The 21445-nt window shown below is 68.0% G+C and carries 24 protein-coding genes; 3 read left to right on the plus strand and 21 right to left on the minus strand.

Annotated elements, in window-relative coordinates; translation table 11 throughout:
- Positions 1-214 precede the first annotated feature (214 nt).
- Positions 215-1468: a UDP-N-acetylglucosamine 1-carboxyvinyltransferase gene (murA, locus tag Q2100_RS11260; RefSeq protein ID WP_264014168.1), complete on the minus strand. Its 1254-nt coding sequence runs from the start codon at positions 1466-1468 to the stop codon at positions 215-217.
- An 83-nt stretch (positions 1469-1551) separates the two neighbouring features.
- On the opposite strand from murA, the gene Q2100_RS11265 reads away from it, so the two are divergent.
- Positions 1552-2139, plus strand: a complete 588-nt coding sequence (locus tag Q2100_RS11265) for a cob(I)yrinic acid a,c-diamide adenosyltransferase (RefSeq protein WP_302914126.1) — start codon at positions 1552-1554, stop codon at positions 2137-2139.
- Positions 2140-2143: 4 nt separating this feature from the next.
- Here the strand turns inward: Q2100_RS11265 and Q2100_RS11270 are convergent, their stop codons facing one another.
- From Q2100_RS11270 to Q2100_RS11345, 16 genes are all read right to left on the minus strand, one after another.
- Positions 2144-2587 (minus strand): DUF2550 domain-containing protein, encoded by a 444-nt coding sequence (locus Q2100_RS11270; RefSeq protein WP_264014166.1) that lies wholly within the window; start codon positions 2585-2587, stop codon positions 2144-2146.
- 9 nt (positions 2588-2596) lie between these two features.
- On the minus strand, positions 2597-2968 hold the full coding sequence (locus Q2100_RS11275) for a F0F1 ATP synthase subunit epsilon (protein WP_264014165.1): 372 nt from the start codon (positions 2966-2968) through the stop codon (positions 2597-2599).
- A 2-nt stretch (positions 2969-2970) separates the two neighbouring features.
- Complete coding sequence (gene atpD, locus Q2100_RS11280; protein WP_302914127.1) at positions 2971-4614, minus strand: F0F1 ATP synthase subunit beta; 1644 nt, start codon at positions 4612-4614, stop codon at positions 2971-2973.
- Between the two features lie 48 nt (positions 4615-4662).
- Positions 4663-5592, minus strand: a complete 930-nt coding sequence (locus tag Q2100_RS11285) for a F0F1 ATP synthase subunit gamma (RefSeq protein ID WP_264014164.1) — start codon at positions 5590-5592, stop codon at positions 4663-4665.
- Positions 5593-5606: 14 nt separating this feature from the next.
- Entirely contained in the window at positions 5607-7253 is a 1647-nt protein-coding gene (gene atpA / locus Q2100_RS11290) for a F0F1 ATP synthase subunit alpha (RefSeq protein ID WP_302914128.1), read from the minus strand.
- Positions 7254-7299: 46 nt separating this feature from the next.
- Positions 7300-8640, minus strand: coding sequence for a F0F1 ATP synthase subunit B/delta (locus Q2100_RS11295; RefSeq protein ID WP_302914129.1), 1341 nt, complete (start codon positions 8638-8640; stop codon positions 7300-7302).
- A 4-nt stretch (positions 8641-8644) separates the two neighbouring features.
- On the minus strand, positions 8645-9160 hold the full coding sequence (locus Q2100_RS11300) for a F0F1 ATP synthase subunit B (RefSeq protein WP_302914130.1): 516 nt from the start codon (positions 9158-9160) through the stop codon (positions 8645-8647).
- Between the two features lie 26 nt (positions 9161-9186).
- Complete coding sequence (locus Q2100_RS11305) at positions 9187-9435, minus strand: F0F1 ATP synthase subunit C (RefSeq protein ID WP_066828954.1); 249 nt, start codon at positions 9433-9435, stop codon at positions 9187-9189.
- Positions 9436-9523: 88 nt separating this feature from the next.
- Entirely contained in the window at positions 9524-10279 is a 756-nt protein-coding gene (gene atpB, locus Q2100_RS11310; RefSeq protein ID WP_302914131.1) for a F0F1 ATP synthase subunit A, read from the minus strand.
- The gene (locus tag Q2100_RS11315; protein ID WP_302914132.1) at positions 10276-10722 is read right to left on the minus strand and encodes an ATP synthase subunit I; all 447 of its coding nucleotides are present in this window, start codon (positions 10720-10722) and stop codon (positions 10276-10278) included. The genes atpB and Q2100_RS11315 overlap by 4 nt, the downstream gene beginning before the upstream one ends.
- A 237-nt stretch (positions 10723-10959) precedes the next feature.
- Positions 10960-12174, minus strand: coding sequence for a glycosyltransferase family 4 protein (locus Q2100_RS11320; protein ID WP_302914133.1), 1215 nt, complete (start codon positions 12172-12174; stop codon positions 10960-10962).
- Between the two features lie 31 nt (positions 12175-12205).
- Positions 12206-12862 (minus strand): L-threonylcarbamoyladenylate synthase, encoded by a 657-nt coding sequence (locus Q2100_RS11325; RefSeq protein WP_302914134.1) that lies wholly within the window; start codon positions 12860-12862, stop codon positions 12206-12208.
- A gap of 13 nt (positions 12863-12875) precedes the next feature.
- Complete coding sequence (gene prmC / locus Q2100_RS11330; protein ID WP_302914135.1) at positions 12876-13721, minus strand: peptide chain release factor N(5)-glutamine methyltransferase; 846 nt, start codon at positions 13719-13721, stop codon at positions 12876-12878.
- A complete protein-coding gene (gene prfA, locus Q2100_RS11335; protein ID WP_302914136.1) occupies positions 13718-14788 on the minus strand; it encodes a peptide chain release factor 1 in 1071 nt (356 codons plus the stop codon). Before prfA ends, prmC begins: the two co-directional genes overlap by 4 nt.
- A 90-nt stretch (positions 14789-14878) precedes the next feature.
- Entirely contained in the window at positions 14879-15118 is a 240-nt protein-coding gene (gene rpmE / locus Q2100_RS11340) for a 50S ribosomal protein L31 (protein ID WP_269892170.1), read from the minus strand.
- A 116-nt stretch (positions 15119-15234) separates the two neighbouring features.
- Positions 15235-15858, minus strand: a complete 624-nt coding sequence (locus Q2100_RS11345; protein ID WP_302914137.1) for a maleylpyruvate isomerase family mycothiol-dependent enzyme — start codon at positions 15856-15858, stop codon at positions 15235-15237.
- A 67-nt stretch (positions 15859-15925) separates the two neighbouring features.
- Between Q2100_RS11345 and Q2100_RS11350 the strand changes: the two genes are divergently transcribed.
- On the plus strand, positions 15926-16360 hold the full coding sequence (locus Q2100_RS11350) for a MarR family winged helix-turn-helix transcriptional regulator (RefSeq protein ID WP_264014152.1): 435 nt from the start codon (positions 15926-15928) through the stop codon (positions 16358-16360).
- On the opposite strand, the gene fadD1 is transcribed toward Q2100_RS11350, so the two are convergent.
- Positions 16341-17939: a fatty-acid--CoA ligase FadD1 gene (gene fadD1, locus Q2100_RS11355; protein WP_302914138.1), complete on the minus strand. Its 1599-nt coding sequence runs from the start codon at positions 17937-17939 to the stop codon at positions 16341-16343. The genes Q2100_RS11350 and fadD1 overlap by 20 nt on opposite strands.
- Before the next feature lie 153 nt (positions 17940-18092).
- Between fadD1 and Q2100_RS11360 the strand changes: the two genes are divergently transcribed.
- Positions 18093-18698 (plus strand): TetR/AcrR family transcriptional regulator, encoded by a 606-nt coding sequence (locus Q2100_RS11360; protein ID WP_302914139.1) that lies wholly within the window; start codon positions 18093-18095, stop codon positions 18696-18698.
- Here Q2100_RS11360 and Q2100_RS11365 read toward each other — a convergent pair.
- The 3 genes from Q2100_RS11365 to rho form a co-directional block, all read right to left on the minus strand.
- Entirely contained in the window at positions 18659-19264 is a 606-nt protein-coding gene (locus Q2100_RS11365) for a PadR family transcriptional regulator (protein WP_302914140.1), read from the minus strand. The two genes, Q2100_RS11360 and Q2100_RS11365, sit on opposite strands and share 40 nt — an antisense overlap.
- Positions 19264-19989 carry a DUF8817 family protein gene (locus Q2100_RS11370; protein WP_302914141.1) on the minus strand — a complete coding sequence of 242 codons (726 nt, stop codon included), beginning with the start codon at positions 19987-19989 and terminating at the stop codon, positions 19264-19266. Before Q2100_RS11370 ends, Q2100_RS11365 begins: the two co-directional genes overlap by 1 nt.
- An 87-nt stretch (positions 19990-20076) precedes the next feature.
- Positions 20077-21445, minus strand: a 1369-nt coding sequence (rho, locus tag Q2100_RS11375; RefSeq protein ID WP_302914142.1) for a transcription termination factor Rho, incomplete at its 5' end; no start/stop codon positions are given.

A 21445-nucleotide genomic window follows, 5' to 3' on the forward strand; every position in this document is an offset into this window, starting at 1 on the left:
AAAAACCACCAAACACACTATTGAGTTCTCAAACAACACACCCGCTCCGCGGGCAACCCTGCCACTGTACTGCATGTGAACAGAGAGGTCAAACCGCGTCCGCCGGGCCTTTCGGCCGGGGCCGTCGGTGTTTCACTAGCATACGCGCTGATGCCGTGAGCTCAAAATCGGCTGGCCACAAGGCAAATCGGCGGTACGCCGACCGCCGCAGCGGCTAGACGACCCGTTCGATCTCCGCGCCGAGACTGACCAGGTTCTCCACGAACAACGGATAGCCGCGATCGATGTGGAACACGTCGTGAACCTCGGTGTCGCCGTCGGCGACCAGGCCGGCGAGCACCAGACCGGCGCCGGCCCGGATGTCGGACGACCAGACCGGCGCACTGGAGAGCTGCGGGATACCGCGGATCACCGCGTGGTGACCATCGGTACGCGCATCGGCACCGAGCCGGATCATCTCCTCGACGAAGCGGAACCGCGCCTCGAACACGTTCTCCGTGATCATCGACGTCCCGTCGGCGATCGCCGCCAACCCGATCGCCATCGGCTGAAGGTCGGTGGGGAAACCGGGGAAGGGCAGCGTCGCGACGTTCACCGCCCTGGGCCGCTCGTACTGCACCACCCGGAAGCCGTTGTCGTGCTGCGTCACGGTCGCGCCGGCATCGTGCAGCTTGTGCAGCACCAACTGCAGATGCTGCGGGTCCACCCCGGTCACCGAGATGTCACCGCGGGTCATCGCCGCCGCGATGCCCCAGGTGGCGGCGACGATGCGGTCGCCGATCACGCGGTGCTCGGTGGGATAGAGCCGGTCGACCCCGGTGATCGTCAGCGTCGAGGAGCCCGCGCCGGAGACCTGAGCGCCCATCTGGTTGAGCATCGTGCAGAGGTCGACGACGTCGGGTTCGCGAGCGACGTTGTGAATCGTCGTCACACCCTCGGCGAGCACCGCGGCCATCAGGATGTTCTCGGTGGCGCCCACCGACGGGAATTCGAGCTGGATCTCCGCCCCGTGCAGGTGATCGGCCTCAGCCACGACGCAGCCGTGCTCGATGTTGCACCGCGCCCCGAGCTGTCGCAGCCCCGCCTGGTGCATGTCCAACGGCCGCGAGCCGATCGCGTCGCCACCGGGCAGCGCCACCTTCGCCCGCTTACATCGGCCGACCAGCGGTCCGAGCACGCACACCGACGCCCGGAACTGGCGCACCGCCGCGAAGTCAGCGTCGTACTTCAGCTCGTCGGGCGACGTGATCCGTACGGTTTCCCCGGTCAGTTCGACCGTGGCACCGAGGCCACGCAGGACCTCCGCCATCAGGGGTACGTCGAGGATGTCCGGACAATTGGTGATCGTGCTCGTACCCTCGGCCAACAGCGACGCGGCCATCAGCTTGAGCACACTGTTCTTGGCGCCCCCGACGGCAACTTCGCCCGATAACCGGCTACCGCCGGTCACCACGAATCGCTCGCTCACGCCGGTCAGTGTAAACAGCGCACGGGGCTAAAACAGAAATGCGAGCCGAGCTCCGCGGTGCCGCGTGCCGGTACGGTTTGTCCATGGCCGTGCACCTGACCCGCATCTACACCCGCACCGGCGACGACGGAACGACCGGTCTCAGCGATTTCAGCCGGGTCGCGAAGAACGACCCCCGGCTGGTGGCGTATGCCGACTGCGACGAGACGAATGCCGCGATCGGCACGGCGATCGCCTTGGGCAACCCGGATCCGCGCATCCGGGAGGTGCTGCTGCAGGTGCAGAACGACCTGTTCGATGCGGGCGCCGACCTCTCCACGCCCGTCATCGACAATCCCGAACACCTCCCGCTGCGCGTCCCACAGAGCTACATCGACCGGCTCGAGACATGGTGCGACGAGTTCAACGAGCCGCTTCCGGCGTTGAATTCCTTTGTGCTGCCCGGCGGTACGCCCCTCTCGGCGCTGCTGCACGTCGCCCGGACCGTGGCGCGCCGCGCAGAGCGGTCGGCATGGACGGCAGTCGACGCGCACGGGGACTCGGTCCACGTGCTGCCGGCCAAGTACCTCAACCGGCTGTCGGACCTGTTGTTCATCCTGTCGCGGGTGGCCAACCCCGGAGGCGACGTGCTGTGGAAGCCCGGCGGCCCGGCCGGCACTCAGGCGACGTAGCGCGTCAGTAGTTCCGACGACGGGCGCGTGGCGACGGGCGTGACTCGAGCCAGGACAGGAACGCCGTCAGCGCACCCCGGTCCAGAGCCACCTCGTAACCCTGCCTTTCGTCACCGGTGTCCCGCAGTTCGAGCACGACGATCTCGTCGGTCATGATGTCGAATTCGTCACCGCGTGGGGCACGCCGGGACACGATCTCCACGCCGCGGCGGCTCAACCGCCGGTCCGGCCACCACCGCAGACTCGACAGCCGGTAGAACTCGGCTTCTCCTCCGCGGTAACGCATCACGCCGTGTCGCCAGCCGTGGCCGCCGACGGCAGGAACATCCCGCAGGATCGCGCCCGTGCCGCCGACCTGCCTCAACTTCCACAGCCGGTAACACAGGACGGCGACGACCGACGCAAGCACACCGGTGAGCGCAACCATGATCCACATGGACGCGCTCATCGCTGGAACCTAGTCGATCTGGCCCAGGGCGCGAAGCCTCGCGCGCCCTCTGGCCGCGGTCGCCTCGTCGTCGGAGTCCGCGTCGGTCTTCGCCTGCTCGGCGTTGATCTCGGATTCCAGCTCAGCCGATTCGGCGAGGATGATCACGCCCTCGTCGGTGACCGACATGAAGCCACCGTCGACGGCGACCCGCAGGTCCTCTTCACCCTCGCGTTCGACCCGCACCATGGCGTCGTCGACGAGCTGCGCCACCAGCGGGATGTGCCGGGGCAGGATGCCGATCTCGCCGGAAGTGGTGCGGGTGAAGACGAATGTCGCCTTCCCCGACCAGATCTCCCGCTCGACGGCGACGATGTCAACGTCCAGTTCGGAGTCAGCCATCGCTAGTCGTCCTTATCAGCGTCATCGCCCTTGCTGTCGCCGCCCTTCTTGGCGTCGTCCTTCTTGGCGTCGTCCTTCTTGGCGTCGTCCTTCTTGGCGTCGTCCTTCTTGCTGTCGCCGTCCGAGTCGCCGCCGTCCGAGTCGTCATCGGAGTCGCTGCTGTCCGAATCGCTCTCGACCGGCGCACCATCGCTGGCGTTGTCGTCCATCTTGGCGCCGAGGCTCTCCGCCTTCTTCTGCAGATCCTCGAGACCGCCGATGAGGAAGAACGCCTGCTCCGGCAGGTGGTCGAAGTCGCCCTTCGACAGCTTGTCGAACGCCTCGATGGTCTCCTTGAGCTCGACTGTCGAACCGGGCTGGCCGGTGAACTGCTCGGCAGCCATCATGTTCTGGCTCAGGAAGCGCTCGATACGTCGGGCGCGCTGCACCAGCTGCTTGTCCTCCTCGGCGAGCTCGTCGATGCCGAGAATGGCGATGATGTCCTGGAGATCCTTGTAGCGCTGCAGGATTCGGATGACCTCCTGGGCCACCCGGTAGTGCTCGTCACCGACGACCGAGGGGTCGAGGATGGTCGAGCTCGAGGCCAGCGGGTCCACCGCCGGGAAGATGCCCTTGGAGAACACCGAACGGCTCAACTCCGTGGTGGCATCGAGGTGCGCGAACGTGGTGGCCGGCGCGGGGTCGGTGTAGTCGTCGGCGGGCACGTACACGGCCTGCATCGAGGTGATCGATCGACCACGCGTCGAGGTGATGCGCTCCTGGAGCTCACCCATCTCGTCGGCCAGCGTGGGCTGGTAACCCACGGCGGACGGCATACGGCCGAGCAGCGTGGACACCTCAGAGCCGGCCTGCGTGAACCGGAAGATGTTGTCGATGAACAGCAGCACGTCCTGCTGCTGCTCGTCGCGGAAGTACTCCGCCATGGTCAACGCCGACAGAGCGACGCGCATACGCGTGCCCGGCGGCTCGTCCATCTGGCCGAACACCAGCGCGGTGTCCTTGAGCACGTTGGCGTCGGCGAGCTCGACCCAGAGGTCGTTGCCCTCGCGGGTGCGCTCCCCCACGCCGGCGAACACCGAGGTACCGCCGAAGTTGCGGGCGATGCGGTTGATCATCTCCTGGATGAGCACCGTCTTACCGACGCCGGCACCGCCGAACAGTGCGATCTTGCCGCCACGCACGTACGGCGTAAGGAGGTCGACGACCTTGAGCCCGGTCTCCAGCATCTCCGTGCGGGGTTCCAGCTCGTCGAACGGCGGCGGCTTGCGGTGGATCGACCAGTGGTCGAAGTCCTCGCCGTAGCCGGGCTCGTCGAGGCAGTCACCGAGCGCGTTGAACACGTGGCCCTTCACGCCGTCGCCGACCGGCACCGAGATGGACTTCCCGGTGTCGGTCACCTCGACGCCGCGGACCAGGCCGTCCGTGGGCTGCATCGAGATGGTGCGCACCAGGCTGTCGCCGAGGTGCTGGGCGACCTCGAGGGTCAGCGTCTTGGCGAGGTCCCCGTAGGTGATCTCGGCGTGCAACGCGTTGAACAGCTCGGGCACCGATCCGCGCGGGAACTCGACGTCGACGACGGGCCCGGTGATGCGTACCACGCGACCGGCGGTGTCGGTGCTGGTCTTCTTTTCAGCAGTAGCAGTCATGTCTTTTCTTCGCTTCCTAGCTTCTTCGCTGGGCTTCCGGGCCTTGGTTTACTTCTTGGCGGCGTCCGCGAGCGCATTGGCGCCACCGACGATTTCGCTGATTTCCTGGGTGATCTGGGACTGCCGTTCGCGGTTGGCCATGAGCGTCAGTTCCTTGATCAGATCGTCGGCGTTGTCGGTCGCCGACTTCATCGCACGCCGGCGCGATGCCGACTCCGACGCCGCCGCCTCGAGCAGCGCGGCGAAGATCCGGGTGGACACGTACCGCGGCAGCAGGGCGTCGAACAGCGTCTCCGCGTCGGGCTCGAAGGAGAACAGCGTGTGCGGTTCGTTGTCCTCCTCCTCGCTGTACTCCACCACCAGCGGAGCGATACGGCGGGCGATCGCCGACTGCGACAGCATCGACTTGAACTCGGTGAACACGATGTGCAGTTCGTCCAGACCGAGGATGCCGTCCGCGCCGGCGTCGTCGCCTTCGTCGTCCTCACCCGCCATGAACGCGTCGACCAGGGTGGACCCGATCTCCTGCGCGTGGGAGTAGTCGGGCCGCTCGGAGAAGCCGTTCCACGACTCGGCGATGTCCCAGTTGCGGAAGCTGTAATAACCCAGGGCTTTCCGGCCGACCGTGTAGAGGACGGGCTCCTTGCCCTCCTCACGCAGCAGCGAGAACAGCTCCTCGGAACGCCGGAACACGTTGGCGTTGTATGCCCCCGCCAGTCCCCGATCCGAGGACACCACCAGCACACCGGCCCGCCGCGGGTTCTCGCGCGCGACGAGCAGCGGATGGTCCAGCGCACTGGCACTGGCGAGCTCGGTGAGCATGTTGGTGATCTCGCGGTCGTAGGGCCGAGCCGCCTGGACTCGGGCCTGCGCCTTGGCGATACGCGAGGTCGCGATCAGCTCCTGGGCCTTGGTGATCTTCTTGATCGAGCCCGCGGAGCGGATGCGGCCGCGCAGTTCGCGCAGTGTGGCAGCCATGGGTTATGAACGCCTTACTTCTTCTTCGGAGCGGGCTTGCGGACCTTGACCGATTCCTTCTCGAGGTCCTCGTCGGACAGGGCGTCGACGTTCTCGTCGGCGACGACGGACTCGCCGGTGGAGCTCTCGAAGCCCTTCTTGAAATCGTTGACGGCGTCCACGAGCTTCTTCTCGAGCTCGTCGGACAGCTTCTTGCTGTCCCGGATCTCGTCGAAGATCTCCTGCTTCGAGGACTTCAGGTGCTCGAGGAACTCCTGCTCGAAGCGCATCACGTCTTCGATCGGCACCGAGTCGAGGTGCCCGCGGGTGCCGAGGAAGATCGCCACCACCTGCTCCTCGACCGGCATCGGGCTGTTCTGCGGCTGCTTGAGCAGCTCCACCAGTCGGGCGCCGCGATCCAGCTGCGCCTTCGAGGTGGCGTCCAGATCCGAGGCGAAGGCGGCGAACGACTCCAGCTCGCGGTACTGCGACAGGTCGAGGCGCAGCGAGCCGGCCACCTCCTTCATCGCCTTGATCTGGGCGGCGCCGCCGACGCGGGACACCGAGACACCGACGTTGATCGCCGGCCGCACACCCTGGTTGAACAGGTCGGTCTCGAGGAAGCACTGGCCGTCGGTGATCGAGATGACGTTGGTGGGGATGTAGGCCGAGATGTCGTTGGCCTTGGTCTCGATCAGCGGCAGCCCGGTCATCGACCCGCCACCCAGCTCGTCGGACAGCTTCGCGCAACGCTCCAGCAGCCGCGAGTGCAGGTAGAACACGTCGCCGGGGAACGCCTCGCGGCCCGGCGGGCGGCGCAGCAGCAGCGAGATGGCGCGGTACGCCTCAGCGTGCTTGGTCAGGTCGTCGAACACGATCAGCACGTGCTTGCCGTCGTACATCCAGTGCTGCGCGATGGCAGAACCGGCGTACGGCGCGAGCCACTTGAAGCCGGCCGAGTCCGAGGCCGGCGCGGCGACGATGGTGGTGTAGTCCATCGCACCGCCGTCTTCGAGCGTCTGTCGCACGCTGGCGATCGTGGTGCCCTTCTGGCCGACGGCGACGTAGACGCAGCGCACCTGCTGGTCAGGATCGCCGGTCTCCCAGTTCTGGCGCTGATTCAGGATGGTGTCGACGCAGACCGCGGTCTTGCCGGTCTTGCGGTCACCGATGATCAGCTGCCGCTGGCCACGGCCGATCGGCGTCTGCGAGTCGATCGCCTTGATGCCGGTCTGCAGCGGCTCGCCGACGCCTTGGCGCTGCACCACCGACGGCGCCTGCAGCTCGAGGGCACGGCGCTCGCTGGTCTCGATCTCGCCGCGGCCGTCGATCGGCTGGCCCAGCGGATTGACGACGCGGCCCAGGAAGCCGTCACCGACGGGCACCGACAGCACCTCACCGGTCCGCTTGACCTGCTGGCCCTCCTCGATCTTGTCGAAGTCGCCGAGGATCACCGCGCCGATGCTGTGCTCGTCGAGGTTGAGCGCCACGCCGAGGACACCGCCGGGGAACTCGAGCAGCTCCTGCGTCATCACCGAGGGCAGCCCCTCGACGTGCGCGATACCGTCACCGGCATCAATGACGGTGCCGATCTCTTCGCGGTCGGTGTCGGTGGCGAAGTTGGCGACGTAGTCCTCGATCGCCCCCTGGATGTCAGCAGCCGAGATGGTCAACTCTGCCATGCGTTCGTCTTCCTGCCTTTTGTGTTCGTGGTCTTTGGTGTGGTTGTCAGCCCGGTAACCGGGTCTCGGCCGCGGCAAGTCGCGACGACAGCGAGCCGTCGATGACCTCGTCGTTCACTGCGATGCGCAGTCCGCCCAGGATGTCGGGCTCGATCTGCAGCTGGATCGACACCGGGTGGCCGTAGATACGGCTGAGCACCTCGGTGAGACGGTTCCGCTGGTCGTTGCTCAGCGCGGCGGCGGCGGTCACATGGGCCACCACCTCACCCCGCCGGGCCACGGCGAGCTCGGCCAGCTCGCGCACGATCTCGTCGGCGCGCTCGCCGGTCAGCAGGTCGACAGCCTGGGCGAGCAGTGCCTTGGTGGTGTCGCTGGCTCCGCCGGCCGAACGCCCGAGCACCGAGTCGAGCAGCGCGATCCTGCCCTCCGCGGGAGTGGTGTAGTCGCTCAGCAGTGCGCTGAGCTGGTACTCCTCGTCGATGATCCGGCTGAAGCGGAAGAGTTGGTCCTCCACCTCGGCGGTCTCGTCGTTGCGCTCGGCGCGGACCAGCAGTGCGAGCCGGGCGGTGTGGCGGATCGCGAAGACGAGATCGTCCTCGTCGGACCACCGCTGCGAGGCGGCGGCCTTGACGACCTCCACCGCGGAGTCGGACACCTTGCCCGAGAGCAGCGACTCCGCGAGATTGGCCCGCCCCTCGGAGTTGTCGGTGGACTCGGAGAGGTGCTTGGCGAGCACGGTCTCGGCGCGCAGCAGCTTCGTCACGGCGACGAGGTCGTCGGCGAGCGACGTCAGTCCCTCGGCGTCGGCGCCGTCGGTCAGTTCCTCGAGACGGGCGACGACCGCGTTGAGCGATTCGCGGCTGGTGGCCCGCAGGCGTGCTCCGACGGCGTCATCGATGGTCGCCTCCGACGGAGCCATCGCATCGAGTTCGTCGAGGAACCGGTCGACGGTGGCCGACTGGCGGCCCTCGTCGGACACATGCTCGCGGACGATTTCACCTGCGCGAGCGACGGATTCGGTGCCGAGATGCTGCCGCAGTTCGCGGATGAGCTGCTGGCGCAGGAGCTGCACCTGCTGTGCACCCTGAACCTTGATCCGCTCGACCTCGCTGTCGGCCTGGGCCCGCATCTGCTCGGCGATCTTCTCGGCGTCGGCGCGGGCCTCCTCGACCACCCTCTTCGCGTCGGCCTCGGCCTCTTCGACCGCCTTGGCGTGCTGCGAGTCCGCCTGAGCGACCTTGTTGGAGGCCGTGGCGCTCTCCTCCAGCTGACGACGCACCGTCTCCTGCTGCGTGGTCATCATCCGGCGAACCGGAGGCACCACGTAACGCCACAGTAGCCAGACGATGACGACGAAACCGACTAGTTGACCGATGAATGTCGACATGTGGTTACCGTCCCTGACTGGTCGCTGCGGACCCGCTGGTGACGTCGACTCCGAGAACGCGGCTGGCCAAGGTCGCCGACAGCGTCTCGATCGACGACTGCAGTTCGGCCGAGGTCTGCCGACCCTGTTCGGACAGTTCGTCGTTCGCGCGCGCAAGCGTCTCCGCCGATTCGGCGCTCGCCCGGGCCCGCATGTCCTCGAGGATCTTGCGACCCTCGCCGCGGGCCTCGTCGCGGATGCCCGCGGCGTCGCGCCTGCCCTTGCCCATCACCTTGCGGGAATCGGCCTGCGCTGCCGCGAAGAGTTCGGCCGACTTCTTGTTGTCGTCGTTGGTCTTGGCGACCATCGCCTCGCGCTCGTTCAGCACCTTGCCGATCGGTGGCACCACGAACTTGGCGATGACGAACAGCACGATGAGGAAGATGAGCAGCACGAAGAAGAACGTGCCGTTCGGAACGAGGAAGTTGCTGCCACCCCCGCCGCCTTCGGCGGCAAGGATGGTCGTGCTCAGGTCGCCCATGACTCGAGACTCCAGGGGGTTGTTTATCAGGCGCCGACCGGGGTGGCGAACACGAACAGGGCCATGAACGCCAGGTTGATGAAGTACGCGGCCTCGACCAGACCAACCGTGATGAAGAACGGCGTGAAGAGTCGACCCTGCGCCTCCGGCTGACGAGCGATGCCGGCGATCAGCGCGTTACCGGCGATACCGTCACCGATGCCGGCGCCGATGGCGCCGCCGGCCATGATCAGTCCACCGCCGATGAGTGCGCCGGCAGCGATTGTGGGATCCATTCCTTATCCTCCTTGATAACTGGTAGTGGCCTACCAGGACGTGGGTCGTGCTCGTGCGGTAAATCGGTTGGCGCGGTCGATCAGGCGGTCAGTGATGGTCCTCGTCGAGCTCCATCGACTGACTGAAGTACAGGATGGTCAGCAGCGCGAAGATGAAGGCCTGGATCGCGCCGACGAACAGGTCGAAACTCTTCCAGATCGCATTCGGCGCCCACATGATCCACGGCGGGAACAGCGCGATCAGGGCGACCAGGATGCCGCCGGCGAAGATGTTGCCGAAGAGTCGGAGGGACAGCGAGATCGGCTTGGCCAGCTCCTCGACCAGGTTGATCGGCGCCAGGATCGCGACGTGGCCCTTCAACAGCTTCTTCGGGTGGCCGAGCAGGCCACGGCGCCAGAAACCGGCCCCCTGGTAGGCGATGAAGACGAACAGCGCCAATGCCAGCACGAAGTTGATGTCCGACGCCGCCGGCTTCAGCAGCTCGTGGATGCCGGTCTCGTCGGAGTACTGCACCGGCAGCACCGACAGCCAGTTGGCGACGAGGATGAACACGAACAGCGTGACCGCCAGCGGCAGCACGAACGGCGCGATCTTCATGCCGATCGCCGCCTCGATCTGGTTGCGCATCTGGACGGTGAGGGCCTCCCAGAACAGCTGCACGCCGTTCGGCACGCCGGTCGAGGTGACCTTGGCCCGCAGGAAGAAGGCGAGGCCGAGAACGATGGCGGCGGCGATGGCGGTGGAGAGAATGGTGTCGGTGTTGACCGTCAGCCCGAACCAGTTGGCCTCGGTGTGGTGGCCGACCTGAATGCCGCCCTCGGCGGCCAGGATGGTCTGCGTCATTGCTGTGGAGTCTCTCCTTCGAGTCCGTCAGCGGCTTGGGCTTTGAGCTTCTTGACGACGGGGAGCGCCGTCGAGGCCACCAAGATCACCTGGAACAGGGCCATGCCGAAGACCACCCCGAGTCCCTGGGGCTTGAAGATGTAGGCGATGGTCAGTCCGACCACGGTCATCACCAGCAGGCGGGTGGCCGAGTTGAGTGCCATGTTGCGCTTGAGTGGATGGTCCTTCGCGGTGATCGACTCCACCGACCGCTGGATCAGCACCGCGTTGATGAGTCCGAGCGCGAGGCCGATCGCGAAGAACGCTCCGACCATCGGGTATCCCAGCAGTGCGGTCCCGAGCGTCGCGAGACCGGCCAGCACCGCACAGATGACGAGCAGGCGCACCGGCCGGAAAGCAACTGCGGGCAACACCAACGGCGCGTCCTGCGCTGGCGTCGTCACGACTTCACCTCAATCCCGCGAATCTGAGAAGTTGTCCCGATGTTCCTGTGAGTGCCTGCCGAGCGTATCGGAGGGCCAAAGTCTCGCTGGAATCACCCAAGGGGCAGCTCCCTTTGTCGGTCGTTCTTCCGTGTCGTCCGGCTGTGAAACCGACGACCCGGGGGCCGGCAACCCGCGAGGTTTTTCGGGTTCTGCAGGGAAAGGTACCACATGGTAGGTGGCCCTAAACCGGGCCTACTACTTTTTGTCGTACATGACCGGATCGGCCACTTCCACGGGGTCCTGCCTGCGCCGCAGCAGAGGGATCAGGGTGGCCACGATCGCCACCGCAATGGCCGCCAGCATCACCGCGCCGGTGTGCCGCGGGTCGAAGAAGATCGTGCTCGCCGCGCCGAGGGCGATGATGCCCACCCACAGGTAGATCAGCAGCACCACACGGCGGTGCGAGTGGCCGATCTCCAGCAACCGGTGGTGCAGATGCATCTTGTCGGGGCTGAAGGGGCTGAGCCCGGCCCTGGTGCGCCGGATGATCGCCAGCAGCATGTCGAGGGCCGGCACCAACATGACGGCCACCACCAACAGGAACGGCGACAGCAGCGCGAACACGTCGCGCGCGCCGTAGGCGGTCTGCGAGATCGGGCCCGCCGCGGTGGTCGACGCCGCGGCGAGCATCAGGCCGATGAGCATCGATCCGGAGTCGCCCATGAAGATCTTGGCCCGGTGGAAGTTGTGCGGCAGGAATCCCAGACACGCGCCCGCCAGCACCACGGAGATGACCGCCGGCGGATAGAACAGCACGTCGCCGCCGTGGTCGCGGAGCAGTCCGACCGAGAAGATGCAGATGGCGGACGCGGTGATCAAACCCAGGCCGGCGGCCAGACCGTCCAGACCGTCGACGAAGTTCATCGCGTTGACGATCGCCACGGTCAGCGCGAGCGTGAGGAGGATCGACGAGACCTGGTCGAGCACGATGGTGCCGACGCCGCCGATCGGGATGTAGAGCACGCTCCACGCCACCCCCATCGTGACGAGCACGCTGGCGGCGGTGATCTGGCCCGCGAACTTCGTCAGCGCGTCCAGTCCCCAGCGGTCGTCGATCAGGCCGATGGCCATGATCAACCCGCCCGCCACCACCACCGCGGGCATGCCGGTCGAGTAGACGAAGCCCCGTGTCAGTGCCGGGAGCTGGGAGGCGAGGAGGACGGCCGCGGCGACGCCGACGTACATCGCCAGCCCGCCCATCCGGGGCGTCGGCTGCACGTGCACATCGCGCTGGCGGGGCACGGCCACCGCGCCGAGGCGGGTGGCCAGCACGCGCACCCAACCGGTGGCGAAGTAGGTGATGATCGCGGCGGTCAGGCCGACGAGTGCGAGCTCGCGCAGCGGGACGCCCGCACCACGGTCGGACAGCGCCAGCAGCTCCTGCGACGCATGATCGAGCACTGCTGTCATTACCGCGCCACCGTACTGCAACCGGGCCGGCTCACTCGGTGAGCAGGCTCTCCGTGTTCACGCCGAGGACCTCGGCGACCGACTCGGCGCTGACCGGACCGACGCGCAGGATGCGCGGATGGGCGCCGGTGAGGTCGACGATGGTGGACGCCGCCTGCTGGGCGGACGGCCCGGCGTCGAGGTACACCTCCACCTTGTCACCGAGTTGGGCGCGGGCGTCGGCGGCCGTCACGGCGGCGGGGCTGCCGGAGATGTTGGCGCTGGACACCGCCATCGGGCCGACTTCGCGCAGCAGGTCGATGGCCACCGGATGCAGGGGCATCCGCAGCATGACGGTGCCGTCGGCGTCGCCGAGGTCCCAGGCCAGCGACGGCGCCTGCCGCACGACCAGGCTCAGCGCGCCGGGCCAGAATGCCCGGATGAGTTCGCGGGCGGTGCGCGGCACCGAGTACACCAGCCCGTCGATGGTGTGCCAGGAGCCGACCAGCACGGGCACCGGCATGTCGCGGCCACGGCCCTTGGCGGCCAGCAGTGCGGCCACCGCAGAGCTGTCGAAGGCGTTCGCGCCGATGCCGTAGACGGTGTCGGTGGGCAGCACGACCAGTCCCCCGCCCTTGAGCGCGCTGACCGCGGCGGCGATCCCGGCGTCCCGCTCGCCGGGGTCGGTGCAGTCGAAGTTGCCGGTCATGTCATGCACCCGATCATGTCGTCGGCCTCCGGGTCGCGGTGACGAAGCGCGGCCGTCCGGCCAGGTCCCGGCGCGCCATCGCGTCGGTGAATCCGCCGTGGTCGGTGAACGCCGCGACGGTCTGCGCCGAGGTGGTGTCGTCGTGTTCGATGCCGCACCGCCCGCCGGGCCGCAGCAGGCGCGCCGCCAGGTCGATGATCGGCCGGATCACCGCCATGCCGTCGGGCCCGCCGAAGAGCGCGTGCGCGGGATCGTGGTCGGCCACCTCGGGTTCGAGCACCGCTCCGTCGGGGATGTAGGGCGGATTGGCGACGATCAGGTCGACGCGGCCGCTGAGGTCGGGCAGCAGACCCGGGACGGTCACGTCGGCGTGCACCAATTCGACGGCGGTGCCGGCCAGGTTCTGCGCGGCATATTCGAGGGCCGCCTCGCTGTCGTCGACGGCGACCACCCGCGCGTCCGGCCGGATTCGCGCCAACGCCAGGGCCAGCGCACCGGATCCGGTGCACAAATCCACGATCAGCGGGTGTTCACCGAGCGGTTGGGCCAGCGCCCATTCGAGCAGCGACTCCGTCTCGGGTCGCGGGATGAACACGCCGGGGCCGACGCGGACCTGCACGGGCCCGAACGCCGCGGTGCCGACCAGGTGCTGCACGGGGATCCGCCGGCTGCGGGCGGCGATCAGTTCGCGGTAGCGCTCCAGGACGTCGTCGGTGACCGTGTCGATCAGGGCCACCCGGCCGCGGTCGGTCGCGGCCGCTTCGGCGGCCAGATCCACTGCGTCGACGCGCGGGGAACCGATGCCGGCCGCGGCGAGCGTCGCCGCGGCCTCGTCGATCGCCTCACGCATCCGCGTCATGCCTTGTTGAGTCGGGCCTGTTTGTCGGCGTCGGCCAGCGCGTCGAACAGCGCGTCGAGGTCGCCGTCGAGCACCTGATCGAGGTTGTGCGCCTTGAAGTTGATGCGGTGGTCGGCGATGCGGTTCTCCGGGTAGTTGTACGTCCGGATGCGCTCGCTGCGGTCGACGGTGCGGATCTGGCTGGCCCGGTCGGCGGACGCGTCGGCCTGCGCCTGTTCCTCCGCGACGGCCTGCAGGCGCGCGGCGAGCACCTGCATGGCGCGTGCCTTGTTCTGCAGCTGGGACCGCTCGTTCTGGCAGGTGACGACGATGCCGGTGGGCAGATGGGTGATGCGCACCGCCGAGTCGGTGGTGTTGACGCCCTGACCGCCCTTGCCGGACGACCGGTAGACGTCGATGCGCAGATCGGACTCGTCGATCTGCACCTGCTCGACCTCTTCGGGTTCGGGGTAGACCAGGATGCCCGCGGCCGACGTGTGCACCCGGCCCTGCGACTCGGTGACGGGCACCCGTTGCACCCGGTGCACACCACCTTCGAACTTGAGTCGCGACCAGACGCCGTCGGCCGAGTCGCCCTTGCTGCGGATCGACAGGGTGGCGTCCTTGTAGCCGCCGAGGTCCGAGGTGGTCTCGTCGAGCACGGTGACGGTCCAGCCGTGCCGTTCGGCGTAGCGGATGTACATCCGGGCCAGGTCGGCGGCGAACAGGGCCGACTCCTCGCCGCCCTCACCGGATTTCACCTCGAGGACGATGTCGTCGGCGTCGTGCGGGTCCCGGGGGGCCAGCAGGTCGGACAGCTGGGTCTCCAGCGCGTCGACGCTGGCGGCGAGTTCGGGCACCTCGGCGGCGAACGAGTCGTCGTCGGCGGCCAGCTCGCGGGCCGCCTCCAGGTCACCCCGGGCGGCCTCCAGCTTTCGGTGCGTGGCGACGATGGGCGCGAGCTGCGCGAAGCGGCGGCCCGCCTTGCGGGCCCGCGCGGCGTCGGCGTGCAGCGCCGGATCGGACAGCTGGCGCTCCAGGTCTGCGTGCTCGGCGATCAGCGCGTCGACCGCGGTGGGTGCGCTCATGTGTGCCGATCTCCTCTCTCACGTCGTCCCCGTAACGCAACCGACGCCCGGCCTGCGCTGACAGCGACAGAACGGGCGTCGGAAGGGCAGCTACTTGTCGGCGGCCTTCTTGTCCGCGGCACCGGCGCGCTTGCCGTAGCGCTTCTCGAAGCGGGCGACGCGGCCGCCGCTGTCGAGGATCTTCTGCTTGCCGGTGTAGAAGGGATGGCACTGAGAGCAGACCTCGACCACGATCTGGCCGCTGCCCTTGGTGCTGCGAGTCTGGAACGAGTTGCCACAGCCGCACTGGACGGTGGTCTCGACGTATTCGGGGTGGATTCCCGTCTTCATTGGTGTCCTCTTCATTCGTTGGCCGCCGGGTCGCCTGCCATTGACCTGGTAGATCAGGCGTGAACCGGAACCGAGGGTGACTAGCGGTCGATTATGCCAGGTCAGCCGCCAACCTCCTAAACACCGGCGGAGGCTGCCGCTATTCCTTGGCCCGACAGGCCGGGCAGGCCCGCGCGCCGGCCCGAGAGCACCAGCAGGATGTCGCGGATCGGTCCCTGCACCTGTTCGCCGCTGCCCACGTGGAAGTCGGCGTCGGTGGCGGTGAACTCGACCCCGGCGAATCGCTTCTTCGCGTGCATGGGGAAGCCCATGTCCCACACCCGCCGGGCCGCGACGACAGCGGCGGCGGGCGGCATCGGGCGGTCGACGCCCAGCGGCACGGCGATGTCCTGACCGTGCACCAGCGCATCCATCAGCGGGTCCGCCACGGCGGTGCCCGGTGGGCGCCGCCGGCTGCCCGCCATGGCGCGCAGCGTCGCGACGATCTCCTCGGGCGTGCTGGGATCCTCGCGCGCGACCCGGTGCACCATCGCGTTGAAGCGGAAACCTGATCGCAGCACCTCGCGCACCAGGCGGCGCCATGGGGCGCCGGACTGGGTGATGTGGACGGCGACGTCGCGGACGGTCCACCCGGCGCACAGCGACGGTGTCGCCCACTGGTCTGCGTCGAGCGTCTCGAGGAAATCGGCCAGGGAGGCCCGCTCGGTGTCGATGTGGTGCCAGATCGTGGCGGTGTCCACGGCGAGCCTCCTTTTAGTCAGGATTCCTGACGAAATATAGACAGGATCCCGTACTAAAGTCAACGGGGTGACCGAGGCACCCAACACCGCGACCCTGTTGTTCATCGCGCATCGCGCCGCCGAGACACAGATCTTTCAGGCGTTACGGGCCGCGGGTTTCGACGATCTGACGGTGGCGCAGTGTCGGATCGTGCAGAGGTTGAGCCCGAACGGCATCCGCGTCACCGAACTCGCCGAGCAGGCACAGGTGACCAAGCAGACCGCGGGAGCGTTGATCGACGAACTCGAGCGGAGCGGTTACGTAGTGCGCAGACCCGACCCGGCTGATGCGAGGGCACGCCTGGTGACACTCAGCGCCAGAGGCAGAGCACTGTGTGCGGCGGCAGCCGGCGAGGTCGCCAAGGTGGAGGCCGAATGGCGCACCCACGTCGGCCCGGAGGCCTACGAACAGTTGCGCGGGATGCTGATGTCGCTGCGCGAGATCACCGATCCGTACCGCTGACCGCCGGCTGGCCGTGCGGGGCGTAACGGGTCCCTGAGCGCTTCCACAGCAGCCTGCGGTCCGGATCCGTCCCGCGTGCCACCAATTCCCGCTTGAGGATCTTGTTCGTGGCCGTGCTCGGCAGGTCGTCGGCGATCCACAGGTAACGGGGCCACGCTTTCGGTGACAGGTCGAGCTGGGCGGCGAGGAACGCCTCGAACTCCGCCGGTGTCAGCGTCGCGTCGTCCTGCAGCACCACGGCGGCCATCACCTGGTCGCCGACGAGGTCGTCCGGCACCGGATACACCGCAACCCTGTTGATCACGCTCAGCCGCAACAGGATTCGCTCGATCGGCGCGGTCGTCAGGTTCTCGCCGTCGACGCGCATCCAGTCGGCAGTGCGGCCCGCCAGGTAGATCCAGCCCTCGGCGTCCCGGTAGGCCAGGTCCCCGGACCAGTACATCCCGTGCCGCATCCGGTCCGCCGTCGCGCCGGGATCGTTGTAGTAGCCGCGGAACAGCCCGCTGCCCGCGGTGTTGACCAGCTCCCCGACCGCGTCGTCGGCGTTGACCAGCGCACCGGTGGCGTCGAACTCGGCCACCGCGCACTCCTGCAGGGTCTCTGCGTTGTGGATCGCCACGCCGGGGAAGCCGCGGCCGATGGACCCCGCTGGGCAGTCGTCAGGCCGGGTGATGATCACCGCGGTCTCGGTGGAGCCGAACCCGTCCCAGACCGTGCAGCCGAAGCGCCGGCCGAAGGCCTCGATGTCGCGGTCGGCGGCCTCGTTGCCGAAGGCGATACGCAGCGGGTTGTCGTGGTCGTCCCGCTGCTCGGGGGTGGCAAGGATGTACGCCAGCGGCTTGCCGACGTAGTTCATGTAGGTGACGCCGTAGCGGCGGATGTCGGCGAGGAAGCGGGATGCCGAGAAGGACGCCGGCGCCATCGCGGCCCCGGCGCCGACGGCGACGCTCCAGCCGGCGTACACCGCGTTGGAGTGGAACAGCGGCATCGCGAGGTAGCAGACGTCGTCCGGACCGAGTTCGTAGCGCTGCACCAGCGCGCTGCCTGCGAACAGCACCATCGAGTGCGGAACCTCGACGGCCTTGGGTTCTCCGCTGGTGCCGGAGGTGAAGATCATCATGAAGGTGTCGTCCGGCGCGACCTCCCGGTGCGGCGTCAGTGCGGGCGCGGCGGCAAGGCGTTGCGTCCACTCGGCGCTCGACGTGTCGAAAACCGTGACACCGGGCAGCGTGAGGCCTTCGACCAGGTGACGGTGTTCGGCGTTGACGAGCAGTATCTGGCAGTCCACCCGGGCGATGTCGCGGGCCAGTGCGTCGCCTCGGCGGGTGGTGTTGACACCGCACAGGACGTAGCCGCCCAGGGCGGCGGCGGCCAGCGCGGTCAGCATCTCGGGGGTGTTGCCGAGCAGGACTCCGACGTGAAGCGGCCGCTGCGGGTCAGCTGCGGCGATCAGCGCCGACGCCTGGGTGCTCGCGTCGGCGATGTGCTCGCGCCAGGTCCAGCTGCGCTCCCCGTGCCGCACCGCGACCGTGTCCCGGTCGGCACGTTCACGCAGCAGCTGCTGCAGGGTTTCCGTCATGCCCGGCCGCCTCGTCGAGTAGTGAACAGATTCGCAGAAGTGTCTACCATGGTTGTCTACCATTGCGGTGCCGCGAATTGCACACGGCACGTCACTTGGCAGAATGCATCCGACGCGGGCGACTCCGCGGCGGATTGCGGAAGGGACACGCAGGTGACGGCGAGCACGCCCACCCCGACGGTGCGCGATCGGTTGATCGACGCCGCCGAGGAGTGTTTGCGCGTCAACGGCATTCGCGCGACGACGGTGTCGGAGGTGGCCGAACAGGCCGGGGTGTCGCGCGGGTGGCTGTACCGGCACTTCCCCGACAAGGTGTCGCTGCTGGGCGCCGCGATCGTGCGCCTCAACGACGCGTACTGGTCGCAGGCCCACGCAATGCTGGAGTCGGTGACGGGCCTGGACCGCCAGCTCGTCGCGGGTATCAGGCACGGCCGCACCGCCTACGACGACCCCGGCGCGCTGCTGATGAAGCTGCGGATCGACGAACCCGAGGAGTTCGCGGCGTGCGCGGGCGCGGGTGTGGCGGGGCTGGTGCCCGACCTCGCCGACTTCTGGTCCCGCTACCTGGTCGCCGCCCGCGACGCAGGCGAGATCCACGCCGGTACGGACATCGCCGAGGCTTCGGAATGGGTTGCGCGGGTGATTCTCTCACTCGCGACGGTGCCGGGAAACACGCTCGACGCCGGCGACCGGGTAGCGATGCTCACCCACGTCCGGCGCTACGTGATGCCCGGTCTGCGGGCAGATCCCGCGCTCTGATCGCCGTGCGGCCCGGCGTCGTCGGCGAAGGTGAATTCACCACCGGCGACCCGGGCGAGCATCTGCGCCGTCCAGTCCGAAGTGGCAGTGAACGTTCCGCGCCACAGGTCGAGCAGGTGCTGTGCGTGCGGCGGCTCGGCCGGGTCGGGCCACTGCGCCTTCAAGTCCTGCAGCTCATCGCCGATGGTCCGCGTGACGCTCAGTTGCGCCTCGAGTAATTCGGTGACCCGGCGCCTGGGCAGAAAGCGCATGAGGGCGATTCCGGCGCCGAACTCCTCGATGTCCGGATTGAGCAGGGCCGCCTCGAGGAGCCGGAAGAACTCCCGCTCCCCCGTCGCCGTGACCAGGTACTCGACCCGAGCCGGCCCGCGGGAGTTCTCGGTGCGGCCGGTGTCCTGCAGAAAGCCTTCCCGGGCCAGTTGTTTGACCGTGTGGTAGATCGACGGCGGCTTCACCTTGGTCCAGGTGTCCACCCGCCACGACGTCAGCTCGCGGTGGACGGCATAGCCGTGCGCGGCGCCGTGCATCCGCACGACGCCCAGGACGAGCAGGCGGACGGTCGACATCAGTCCGACAGCCAGCGTTCCAGCCGAGCGGCCGCCGCCAGGTCGTCAGCGAGTGCGGCCCGGTCGGCCTGGCTCAGTGGCAAGGCGTTCAGTTCGGCGTCGATCTCCTCGACGCGCGCCCGGTCCCCGAGCGCGACGGCGATTTCCGCGCGGGCGGCCAACGCGCGGGCGACGTCACGCAACGGCGCGTCGGCACGGTGGCGGCGCAGCCCGGAGTCGAGCGCGCGGGCGGCCGCTCGGGGATCGGTCTTGAAGTCGCGGAAGATCCGCGCGTTGTCGATGACCTTGGCCAGACCGGTCAGCGCCGCCGAGCCGCCGTACTCGAGTTCGATGGGCTCGTCGCGGCTGATGAAGACGAGATTGTTGCCGGATGGGTCGACCGCGGAGAACCGGGTCTGACCCGGCCGGAAGTAGGTCATCCGGGGCCGGCCCGTTGCGAGCACCTTGCCGTACTGGCGGCGCAGCGCGACGGTGAAGTCGTCGTGCAGCGCGGCCAGGGCCTCCTGGTCGTCGACCATCACCACGCAACCACCGGAACACTCTTCGGCGGGGTCGAGGTTCGTCGGCGCCCCCACGTACTGGAGTTCCAGTTCGGCGCGCCGGAACCACAGCGACAGGTACGGACGGGTCTGGCTGTAGATCGTCTCGAAGCCGAGCGCGGTGAAGAACTCGACTGTCTGGTCCGGCGCGACGCAGGGCAGCATCGGGATCGTTGTCGTGGCCATGTCCGCCAGACTACTCAACTTTGAGTACCGAGGCGAGCCGAAGAAAAGCCCCCGCCGTAGGGCGGGGGCTCTCCTTCCGAGATGGCGTCAGTCGTTGTCGACCGAACCCGGGGTGTTCTTGGAGACCTGCACCAGGAACTCGTAGTTGGTCTTCGTCTTCCGCAGCTGGCTCATCAGCAGGTCGATGGCCTGATGGCTGTCCAGACCGGACAGCACCCGGCGCAGCTTGTGCACGATGCCGAACTCGTCCGGCGACAGCAGCAACTCGTCCTTGCGGGTGCCCGACGGGTTCACGTCGACCGCCGGGAACACCCGGCGCTCGGCGATCTTGCGGTCGAGCTTGAGCTCGGCGTTGCCGGTGCCCTTGAACTCCTCGAAGATCACCGTGTCACCGGTCGAACCGGTCTCGACCATCGCGGTGGCGATGATCGTCAGCGAGCCGCCGAACTCGATGTTGCGCGCCGCCCCGAGGAATCGCTTCGGCGGGTACAGCGCGGTGGAGTCCACACCACCGGAGAGGATGCGACCCGAGGCGGGCGATGCGTTGTTGTACGCGCGGCCGAGCCGGGTGATCGAGTCCAAGAGCACGACGACGTCCTTGCCCTGCTCGACGAGCCGCTTGGCCCGCTCGATCGCCAGCTCGGCGGCCTGGGTGTGGTCCGACGGCGGCCGGTCGAAGGTCGAGGCGATGACCTCGCCCACCACCGAACGCTGCATGTCGGTGACCTCTTCAGGCCGTTCGTCGACGAGCACGACCATCAGGTGGCATTCCGGGTTGTTGACCGTGATCGCGTTGGCGATGTCCTGCATGATCGTGGTCTTACCGGCCTTGGGCGGCGAGACGATCAGGGCGCGCTGACCCTTGCCGATCGGCATGATCAGGTCGATGACGCGGGTGGTCAACCGGTCCGGGGTGGTTTCCAGACGCAGCCGCTGGTTCGGGTACAGCGGCGTCAGCTTGTTGAAGTCGGGCCGCTTCCTGGCGTCCTCGACCGGGCCGCCGTTGACGCTGTCCAACCGGACCAGCGGGTTGAACTTCTGCCGCTGATTCTGGTTGCCGCCGTCACCACCGTCCTTGGCCACCCGCACCGCGCCCGTCACCGCGTCGCCGCGGCGCAGGCCGTTCTTGCGGACCATGTTCATCGACACGTACACGTCGTTGGGGCCGGCCAGGTAGCCGGAGGTCCGCACGAAGGCGTAGTTGTCGAGCACGTCGAGGATGCCTGCGACGGGCTGCACGACGTCGTCGTCACGGAGTTCGGTGTCACCGCCACCGGCGCCACCGCCCTCGGCGCCTCGTTCGCCGCGACGCCGGCGATCGCGGAACCGGCGGCCGCGCCGGCCGCCGCGTTCGTCGTCATCGTTGTCGTCGTTGCGGTTGTCGTCGTTGCGGTTGTCGGCGTTGCGATTGCCGCCGCGGTTGTCGTCGTTGCGGTTGTCGGCGTTGCGGTTGCCG

Origin of the sequence: Mycolicibacterium arseniciresistens, assembly GCF_030519285.1 — a bacterium.
Lineage (GTDB): Bacteria > Actinomycetota > Actinomycetes > Mycobacteriales > Mycobacteriaceae > Mycobacterium > Mycobacterium arseniciresistens.

Excerpts from the sequence above, each read along its gene's own strand:
- prmC (WP_302914135.1), bottom strand. The coding sequence starts at position 13,721 with ATGACGCGGATGCGTGAGGCGATCGACGAGGCCGCGGCGACGCTCGCC.
- Q2100_RS11305 (WP_066828954.1), bottom strand. The coding sequence starts at position 9,435 with ATGGATCCCACAATCGCTGCCGGCGCACTCATCGGCGGTGGACTGATC.
- fadD1 (WP_302914138.1), bottom strand. The coding sequence starts at position 17,939 with ATGACGGAAACCCTGCAGCAGCTGCTGCGTGAACGTGCCGACCGGGAC.
- atpA (WP_302914128.1), bottom strand. The coding sequence starts at position 7,253 with ATGGCAGAGTTGACCATCTCGGCTGCTGACATCCAGGGGGCGATCGAG.
- Q2100_RS11295 (WP_302914129.1), bottom strand. The coding sequence starts at position 8,640 with ATGTCGACATTCATCGGTCAACTAGTCGGTTTCGTCGTCATCGTCTGG.
- Q2100_RS11275 (WP_264014165.1), bottom strand. The coding sequence starts at position 2,968 with ATGGCTGACTCCGAACTGGACGTTGACATCGTCGCCGTCGAGCGGGAG.
- prfA (WP_302914136.1), bottom strand. The coding sequence starts at position 14,788 with ATGAGCGCACCCACCGCGGTCGACGCGCTGATCGCCGAGCACGCAGAC.
- Q2100_RS11300 (WP_302914130.1), bottom strand. The coding sequence starts at position 9,160 with ATGGGCGACCTGAGCACGACCATCCTTGCCGCCGAAGGCGGCGGGGGT.
- atpB (WP_302914131.1), bottom strand. The coding sequence starts at position 10,279 with ATGACGCAGACCATCCTGGCCGCCGAGGGCGGCATTCAGGTCGGCCAC.
- Q2100_RS11320 (WP_302914133.1), bottom strand. The coding sequence starts at position 12,174 with ATGACAGCAGTGCTCGATCATGCGTCGCAGGAGCTGCTGGCGCTGTCC.
- Q2100_RS11265 (WP_302914126.1), top strand. The coding sequence starts at position 1,552 with ATGGCCGTGCACCTGACCCGCATCTACACCCGCACCGGCGACGACGGA.
- Q2100_RS11285 (WP_264014164.1), bottom strand. The coding sequence starts at position 5,592 with ATGGCTGCCACACTGCGCGAACTGCGCGGCCGCATCCGCTCCGCGGGC.
- Q2100_RS11370 (WP_302914141.1), bottom strand. The coding sequence starts at position 19,989 with ATGGCCACGACAACGATCCCGATGCTGCCCTGCGTCGCGCCGGACCAG.
- rpmE (WP_269892170.1), bottom strand. The coding sequence starts at position 15,118 with ATGAAGACGGGAATCCACCCCGAATACGTCGAGACCACCGTCCAGTGC.
- Q2100_RS11325 (WP_302914134.1), bottom strand. The coding sequence starts at position 12,862 with ATGACCGGCAACTTCGACTGCACCGACCCCGGCGAGCGGGACGCCGGG.
- atpD (WP_302914127.1), bottom strand. The coding sequence starts at position 4,614 with ATGACTGCTACTGCTGAAAAGAAGACCAGCACCGACACCGCCGGTCGC.
- Q2100_RS11365 (WP_302914140.1), bottom strand. The coding sequence starts at position 19,264 with ATGTCGACCGTCCGCCTGCTCGTCCTGGGCGTCGTGCGGATGCACGGC.
- Q2100_RS11270 (WP_264014166.1), bottom strand. The coding sequence starts at position 2,587 with ATGAGCGCGTCCATGTGGATCATGGTTGCGCTCACCGGTGTGCTTGCG.